We start from the raw sequence: 7,955 nt of genomic DNA, 5'->3' as shown, positions 1-7,955 counted from the left end.
TTGTTTTGTTTCTCTAGACCACCACACCCCACAACCCCCCCCGTCGCTGTCGCTTGTCGTTTTCCTCTCACCCCCCCCCCCCCCCCCCCCGGCCCCCCCCCCCCCCCCCCCGATGCTCAGACGGTGGCAGCCTGTGGGGTCTGTGCGGGCAGCTGGTCGGGGGCCGCTTCTACCTCGCGTACGCGCAGGGCGAGGGGGATGCGGAGGGCGGCGATCCAGGTGAGGGTGGCGCCGAGCATGTGGAGGCCGACCATCAGCTCGGGGGCGTCGGTGAAGTACTGGATGAAGCCGAGGACGCCCTGGAGGAGCAGGACCGCCAGCAGTTCCTTGGTGCGGGCCTTCGCCGCCGGCGGGGCCTTGATGGCGGCGAGGACGAAGATCATCGCGATGGTCAGGCCGACCGAGACGAACGCGAGGTCGGCGTGGAACTGGGCCAGCCTGTCGTAGTCGATCGGGATCCGGGGGACGATCTTGTTGTCCTTCGGCGTGCCCGGGTGGTGGCCGGCGCCGGTGACCAGGGTGCCGGCTGCGACCAGCAGGCCGATGACCAGGACCAGCACGTAGGAGAGCTGGTGGATGGGGCGGGCCACGCTGAGCTTCGGGGCTCCGTCGCCCTCCTTGGAGCGCTCCCACATCAGCAGGGCAACCCAGACCAGCGCCATCGCGGCGATCATGTGCAGTGCGACGGTGTAGGGGTTCAGGCCGGTCAGCACGGTGATGCCGCCGAGCACGGCGTTGCTCATCACCAGCCAGAACTGCGCCCAGCCGAGCTTGGTCATGCTGTGCCGCCAGGGGCGGTGGCAGCGGGCGGCCAGGATGGCCCAGCCGACGGCGGCGCTCAGTACGTAGGTGAGCATCCGGTTGGTGAACTCGACGACGCCGTGGAAGCCCATCTCGGCGGTCGGGGTCAGGCTGTCGGCGGTGCAGCGGGGCCACGTCGTACAGCCGAGGCCGGAGGCGGTGAGGCGGACGGCGCCGCCGGTGACGACGATCACCACGCTCATCACCAGCGCGGCGAACGCGGCGCGCCGGACCATCACGGCGGACGGCTGCCAGCGGTCGGCGAGCAGGGAGAAGGGATTAGGCACGGGGCCAATCGTAGGCGGCCTTACAGGGGATCTTGGGGCGGGGCGCGAGCGTGACCCGGGCGCGGGGGTTACCCGGGGTCGGGGGTTACCCGGGGTCGGGTGGGTACAAACCGGACTCTTCGGTCAAGGCGGTCATTGGTCTTGACCAATCACCTGTGAGGCCGAAAGAGTGCGGATTGGTCCATACCTTTTTTCGGACCTCTCCCACTCCTCCCGCACAAGCGGAGACCTGCACATGCGCATACCCACGTCCGCCGCCGCGCTCGCAGTCGGCGGCTCGCTCGCACTGGCCGGCCTGATCGCCCCCGCCGCCGCCCACGCCGCCGACCCCGGCCAGGAGTGCCGCAGCCTCGGGGTCGCCAACCTCTACGGCGAGTTCATCGAGGGCGACGACACCCACACCCCCGACGCCGAGGGCGCCGTCGCGGTGGGCGGCAACGCCGACTTCACCGGCGGCTTCTCGGTCGGCCAGGAGCTAACCCCCGCCGAGGTCGACGCCCTGCCCGGCAAGAACGCGCTGGTGGTCGCCGGCCGCATCACCGGCCACAACACCCAGGTGATGAAGGGCAACGGCGTCTACGGCTCCAAGGCCGACGGCGCCGTCGTCCAGGCCCACCAGGGCGCCATCGCCCAGGGCGCCTCCCCGATCGACTTCAAGGCCGAGTTCGCCAAGCTGCGCGCCGCCTCCACAGCGCTGGCCGCCGCGCCGCAGACCGCCGGTGCCACCGTCCAGGCCAAGGGCGCCGAGCTCACGTTCACCGGCGGCGACGCGAAGTACAACAGCTTCACCGTCGACGCCGCGAAGCTCCAGGGCGCCAAGGACGTCTTCCTTAAGGTGCCGGCCGGCTCGGTGACCGTCATCAACGTGACCGGCGGCTCGTACGACATGGCGGCCGCCGGGACCACCGGCTTCCACCTGTGGGACGAGGCCAAGGCGTCCTTCGTCCTGGACGACAAGCTGCAGAGCGCGGCCGGCGGGGCGATCCGCGCCAAGCTGCTGTGGAACTTCCCCACCGCGACCAAGGTGGTCAAGAGCAGCAAGGCCGCCTGGGCCGGCACCGTGCTGGCGCCCAACGCCGCCTTCGACCTCGGCAGCGGCGGCCCGGTCAACGGTTCGGTCATCGCAGCCTCGCTGACCGGCAAGGGCGGCGCGGAGACGCACCACTACCCGTTCGCCGGCTGCCTGCCCGGTGTCGTCGTCCCGACGCCGTCCACCACGCCCACCACGCCCACCGTGCCGCCGGTGGTGCCGAGCGGGACGCCGTCGGCCTCCACCACGCCCGGTACGCCCGGCACCTCGGCCACCCCCGGGACCTCGGCGAGCCCCTCGGCCACGCCCTCCGCCCCGGTGAGCGGCAAGCCGAGCGCGGGTGCCTCGGCCAGCCCGTCGGCCACCGCCTCGGCGGGTGTGCCGGCCGCCTCGGCCTCGGCCTCGGCGAGCCCGTCCGCCCAGGCGAACGCGGGCGGCAACCTCGCGCACACCGGCTCCGGGCCCGTCGTGCCGCTGGCGATCGGCGGCGCGGTGGTGCTCGCGGCCGGTGGCGCGATCGTGGTCGTCACCCGGCGTCGGGCGGCCAAGAAGGCCTGATGGTTTCGCCGGTCGACCGGTGCTGCGCCCTCGGTGATTGAACCTGATCACCGGGGGCGCACGTATTTCAGTCAGGTGACGAAGTTCATTCAAGTTTGCCGAATCCGCGTTCCGCGAGGTGGCAGCTGTGATGGGCTGGTCATACACATCAGACGACGGACCAACAGACGAAATTCGGTCGTACGGCGGGGTGTGGAGAGGTGCGGGAGTGCCGGTAGAGTCCCCCGGACAGTCGTAGCGGGCCACCGCGAAACCTTCAACACGCCTGCTGCGCAAGACCGTTCTGAGGGGAACAGCGTAAATGGCGCGACAGCAGCGGCACATGCGGATCGGCGCGGCGGCACTCGCCGGGACGGCGGCGGCCGGAATTCTCCTGCCTCTGGCGCTGGCAACCAACGCCTCGGCGCACGTGCCGAGTTGGTCGGTGACCTGCGACAAGATCGTGATCGATCTGATCAACTACAGCCCCAAGCCCGACGTGAAGAACACCGTCAGCCTCACCATCGACGGCGAGAAGGTCCTGGACGCCAAGGCCTTCCCCGCGGAGTTCCACGGCACCTTCCCGGTGAAGGACCACACAGCCCCCGTCAAGGCGAACCTCGTGGTGAACACGACGGAGACCCCCAACGAAAAGGGCTGGAACATCAACGAGACCAAGACGATCGAGCCGTGCCACACGCCGACTCCGACGCCGACTCCCACCCCCACGCCCACCAAGACCCCGACCCCGACACCCACCCCGACGCCGTCGCAGACCACGACTCCGACGCCGACTCCCACGCCGACGCCCACCAAGACCCCGACCCCGTCGGCCTCGCCCACCGCGAGCAAGACCGCGACCCCGACCCCGACTGTGACCCCGGTCCCGACGCCCACCACCAGTGGCCCGGCGCTCGCCCAGACCGGTAGCAACGACGCCACCCCGATGATCGCGGCGGCCGGCGGCGGCGTGCTGCTGGTCGGTGGCGCGCTCGTCCTGCTGGCCCGCAAGCGTCGCGGCAGCCAGAGCTGACGTTCCGTCGGTGACGTGAGACCGCCCCCCGGCCGAAGCGGCCGGGGGGCGGTTCCCGTGTGGGGCGGCCTCATGCACGGGGCGGTTCACGTGCGGGGCCGGGGGCTACTCCCAGCGGAAGAAGCGGGCCGCGGCGGCCAGCCCGAGGACGGCCCAGCCGGCCAGGATGCCGAGGTCGGACCAGGGCACCCCGGCGCCGTGCTGGAGGACCGACCGCAGGCCGTCCGAGAGCGCGGAGATCGGCAGCAGCTCCAGCACCGACTGCACGGCCGAGGGGAACTTGCTCAGCGGCACGATCACCCCGCCGGCCAGCAGCAGCAGGATGAACACCAGGTTGGCGGCGGCCAGTGTGGCCTCCGCCTTGAGCGTGCCGGCCATCAGCAGGCCGAGGCCGGAGAAGGCCGCGGTGCCGAGCACCAGCAGCGCGACGACCGTCAGCGGGTTGCCCTGCGGGGACCAGCCGAGCGCCAGTGCGATCACCGACAGCAGCGCGACCTGCAGCGCCTCGGTGACCAGCACGCAGCCGGTCTTGGCGGTCAGCAGTGCCCAGCGCGGGAGCGGGCTGGCGCCGAGCCGCTTCAGCACGCCGTAGCGGCGCTCGAAGCCGGTGGCGATGGCCTGCCCGGTGAAGGCGGTGGACATCACGGCCAGCGCGAGCAGGCCGGGGGCCAGGAAGTCGACCCGCTTGCCGGGGCCGTCCACCGCGACGATGTCCACGGCCGAGAACAGCACCAGCAGCACGGTCGGGATGACCACGGTGAGCAGCAGCTGCTCACCGTTGCGCAGCAGCATCCTGGTCTCGAAGGCGGTCTGGGCGAGCAGCATCCGGCCGACCGGGGCCGCGCCGGGCTTGGGGGAGTAGTCGGTGGTGGTACTCACGAGCGCAGGTCCCGTCCGGTCAGGTCGAGGAAGACGTCTTCGAGGCTGCGGCGCTGGACGGACAGCCGTTCGGGCAGGACTCCGGAGGCCGCGCACCAGCCGGTGACGGTGGCCACCAGCTGCGGGTCGACGGGCGCCTCGACGCGGTAGCTGCCGGGGGTGGTCTCGGTGGCGGCGGCGCCCTCGGGCAGTTCCTTCAGCAGCGGGCCGAGGTCGAGCCCGGGCGGGCCGTCGAAGCGCAGGGCGTTCTCGGCGCCGCCGCGGCACAGCTCCTCGGGGCTTCCGGTGGCGATCACCCGGCCGCGGTCGATGACGGCGACCTGGTCGGCGAGCTGTTCGGCCTCGTCCATGTGGTGGGTGGTGACGACCACGGTGACGCCGTCCCGGCGCAGGTCGCGGACCAGCTCCCAGGTGGCGCGCCGGGCCTGCGGGTCGAGGCCGGCGGTGGGCTCGTCCAGGAAGACCAGCTCGGGGCGGCCGACCACGGCCATGGCCAGGGCGAGCCGCTGCTGCTGGCCGCCGGACAGGCGCCGGTAGGCGGTGCGGCCGCAGGAGCCGAGGCCGAGCCGCTCGACCAGCGCGTCGACGTCCAGCGGGTGGGCGTGCAGCGCGGCGGTGTGGCGCAGCATCTCGACGGCGCGCGCGCCCGCGTACACGCCGCCCGATTGGAGCATGACGCCGATCCGGGGGCGCAGCGCGGCGTTCTGGGCGACCGGGTCGAGGCCGAGGACGCGGACGGTGCCGGCGTCGGGGCGGCGGTAGCCCTCGCAGGTCTCGATGGTGGTGGTCTTGCCGGCGCCGTTGGGGCCGAGGACGGCGGTGATCGCGCCGCGTGCGATGGTGAGGTCGAGGCCGTCCACCGCGGGCTTGTCGCCGTAGTGCTTGACCAGCCCGGCGATCTTCACCGCGGGTTCGGAGTGCATACCGGCGAGTGTAAGAGGCCCCGACGCCGGGCCCGGACGGCGCCCTCGATGATCGTTTTCGCAGGTCAGGTAAGGCTTACCTGCGTGACAGATGACACGAGTGAGGCCTGCATCACGGCTTGTCCTGTCGGAAGTAATTACGCAACACTGGTGTTGTGAAAAACATGCGCGAGCACGCCACGCCCCAGGAGGCCGAGTCGGCCCCCGGGTGCGACGTGCCCGTGACGGCGGCCGAGGTGCTGCTGGAGGGCCACCGCGCCACCCGGGACCGGGTCGCCCGGTCGATCCTCGACCACGGCCCCTCCTCCGCCGCCGACCTGGCGAGCCGGCTCGGCCTCACCGCCGCCGCCGTCCGCCGCCACCTGGACGGGCTGGCCGCCGCCGGCCTGGTCGAGTCCCGCGAGCAGCGGGTCTACGGCAGCCGTGGCCGGGGCCGCCCGGCCAAGGTCTTCGCCCTCACCGACGGCGGCCGAGACGCCTTCTACCAGGCGTACGACCAGCTCGCCGCCGACGCGCTGCGCTGGATCTCCGACTCGGTCGGCGGCGGCAAGGCGGGCGAGGAGGCGGTCGCCGCCTTCGCCCGGGCCCGGTTCGGCAAGCAGGGCGAGAAGTACCTGGAGCTCCTGCGGCTGGCCGAGGCGGGGGAGCGCACCGAGGCGCTCGCCCAGGCGCTGAGCGCGGACGGGTACGCTGCCACGGTGCGGCGGGTCCCGCCGGCCGTGGCGAAGGCCCCGGCGGGCGCCCAGCTCTGCCAGCACCACTGCCCGGTCGCGCACATCGCCGAGCAGTTCCCGCAGCTCTGCGAGGCGGAGACCGAGGTCTTCTCGCAGCTGCTGGGCACCCATGTGCAACGGCTGGCCACCATCGCCCACGGCGACGGGGTCTGCACCACCTATGTGCCGGCACCCGGTGCCGCATCGTCGCCTGCCCGGCGTTCCGCGGGCCGCGGCTCCGATGCAGTGCCGACTGCCGGTACGTCCACCGAAGATTCAGCGTCCGCGCGTTAGGAAGCTCGCATGACTGACACCGTTTCGCACCCCGAGCTCGAGGGCCTGGGCACCTACGAGTACGGCTGGGCCGACCCGGACACCGCCGGTGCCGCGGCCAAGCGCGGGCTCAGCGAGGAGGTCGTCCGCGACATCTCCGCGAAGAAGAACGAGTCCGAGTGGATGCTGAACCTGCGTCTCAAGGGCCTGAAGCTGTTCGGCAAGAAGCCCATGCCGACCTGGGGCTCCGACCTCTCCGGCATCGACTTCGACAACATCAAGTACTTCGTCCGCTCCACCGAGAAGCAGGCCGAGTCCTGGGAGGACCTGCCCGCGGACATCAAGGCCACCTACGACAGGCTGGGCATCCCGGAGGCCGAGAAGCAGCGCCTGGTCGCCGGTGTCGCCGCCCAGTACGAGTCCGAGGTCGTCTACCACCAGATCCGTGAGGACCTGGAGGAGCAGGGCGTCCTGTTCCTGGACACCGACACCGCGCTGCGCGAGCACCCGGAGGTCTTCAAGGAGTACTTCGGCACCGTCATCCCGGCCGGCGACAACAAGTTCGCCGCGCTGAACACGGCGGTGTGGTCCGGCGGCTCGTTCATCTACGTGCCCAAGGGCGTCCACGTCGACATCCCGCTCCAGGCCTACTTCCGGATCAACACCGAGAACATGGGCCAGTTCGAGCGGACGCTGATCATCGTCGACGAGGACGCGTACGTCCACTACGTCGAGGGCTGCACCGCGCCGATCTATTCCTCCGACTCGCTGCACTCCGCGGTCGTGGAGATCATCGTCAAGAAGGGCGGCCGCTGCCGCTACACGACCATCCAGAACTGGTCGAACAACGTCTACAACCTGGTCACCAAGCGCGCCGTGGCGTACGAGGGCGCGACCATGGAGTGGGTCGACGGCAACATCGGCTCCAAGGTCACCATGAAGTACCCGGCCGTCTACCTGATGGGCGAGCACGCCAAGGGCGAGACCCTGTCGATCGCCTTCGCGGGCGAGGGCCAGCACCAGGACGCCGGCGCCAAGATGGTGCACATGGCGCCGAACACCTCCTCCAACATCGTCTCCAAGTCGGTGGCGCGCGGCGGCGGCCGGACCTCCTACCGCGGTCTGATCGAGATCGGCGAGGGTTCCAAGGGCGCCAAGTCCAACGTGCTGTGCGACGCGCTGCTGGTGGACACCATCTCCCGCTCGGACACCTACCCGTACGTGGACGTCCGCGAGGACGACGTGTCCATGGGCCACGAGGCGACGGTCTCCAAGGTCAGCGAGGACCAGCTGTTCTACCTGATGAGCCGGGGCATGACCGAGTTCGAGGCGATGGCGATGATCGTCCGCGGCTTCGTCGAGCCGATCGCGCGCGAGCTGCCGATGGAGTACGCGCTGGAGCTCAACCGGCTGATCGAGCTGCAGATGGAGGGCGCGGTCGGCTGACGTCCAGCCGCTGACCGCCCACCGACTTTTCGA

7 protein-coding genes are annotated in these 7,955 nt (G+C 71.2%); 4 read left to right on the top strand and 3 right to left on the bottom strand.

Annotated features, from left to right (window positions below; all coding sequences use genetic code 11):
- Nucleotides 1-116: 116 nt before the first annotated feature.
- Nucleotides 117-1,088, bottom strand: a complete 972-nt coding sequence (locus tag ACFV6D_RS06145) for a heme A synthase (RefSeq protein ID WP_380558646.1) — start codon at nt 1,086-1,088, stop codon at nt 117-119.
- Nucleotides 1,089-1,323: 235 nt separating this feature from the next.
- On the opposite strand from ACFV6D_RS06145, the gene ACFV6D_RS06140 reads away from it, so the two are divergent.
- Both ACFV6D_RS06140 and ACFV6D_RS06135 read left to right on the top strand, forming a co-directional pair.
- The gene (locus tag ACFV6D_RS06140; RefSeq protein ID WP_380427289.1) at nt 1,324-2,676 is read left to right on the top strand and encodes a choice-of-anchor A family protein; all 1,353 of its coding nucleotides are present in this window, start codon (nt 1,324-1,326) and stop codon (nt 2,674-2,676) included.
- 301 nt (nt 2,677-2,977) lie between these two features.
- Nucleotides 2,978-3,688: an LAETG motif-containing sortase-dependent surface protein gene (locus tag ACFV6D_RS06135; protein WP_380427291.1), complete on the top strand. Its 711-nt coding sequence runs from the start codon at nt 2,978-2,980 to the stop codon at nt 3,686-3,688.
- 105 nt (nt 3,689-3,793) lie between these two features.
- Here the strand turns inward: ACFV6D_RS06135 and ACFV6D_RS06130 are convergent, their stop codons facing one another.
- Together ACFV6D_RS06130 and ACFV6D_RS06125 are read right to left on the bottom strand one after the other, a co-directional pair.
- On the bottom strand, nt 3,794-4,513 hold the full coding sequence (locus ACFV6D_RS06130) for an ABC transporter permease (RefSeq protein ID WP_063351445.1): 720 nt from the start codon (nt 4,511-4,513) through the stop codon (nt 3,794-3,796).
- Nucleotides 4,514-4,563: 50 nt separating this feature from the next.
- The gene (locus ACFV6D_RS06125; protein ID WP_063349523.1) at nt 4,564-5,490 is read right to left on the bottom strand and encodes an ABC transporter ATP-binding protein; all 927 of its coding nucleotides are present in this window, start codon (nt 5,488-5,490) and stop codon (nt 4,564-4,566) included.
- A gap of 164 nt (nt 5,491-5,654) precedes the next feature.
- Here ACFV6D_RS06125 and ACFV6D_RS06120 point away from each other — a divergent pair, with 164 nt between their 5' ends.
- Both ACFV6D_RS06120 and sufB read left to right on the top strand, forming a co-directional pair.
- Nucleotides 5,655-6,497, top strand: coding sequence for a metalloregulator ArsR/SmtB family transcription factor (locus tag ACFV6D_RS06120; protein WP_107452933.1), 843 nt, complete (start codon nt 5,655-5,657; stop codon nt 6,495-6,497).
- A gap of 9 nt (nt 6,498-6,506) precedes the next feature.
- Nucleotides 6,507-7,922, top strand: a complete 1,416-nt coding sequence (gene sufB, locus ACFV6D_RS06115) for a Fe-S cluster assembly protein SufB (protein ID WP_363368925.1) — start codon at nt 6,507-6,509, stop codon at nt 7,920-7,922.
- Nucleotides 7,923-7,955: the final 33 nt, after the last annotated feature.

This window comes from Kitasatospora sp. NPDC059812 (assembly GCF_042732075.1).
Classification (GTDB): domain Bacteria; phylum Actinomycetota; class Actinomycetes; order Streptomycetales; family Streptomycetaceae; genus Kitasatospora.
This window is presented reverse-complemented; position numbering and strand designations above follow the sequence as displayed.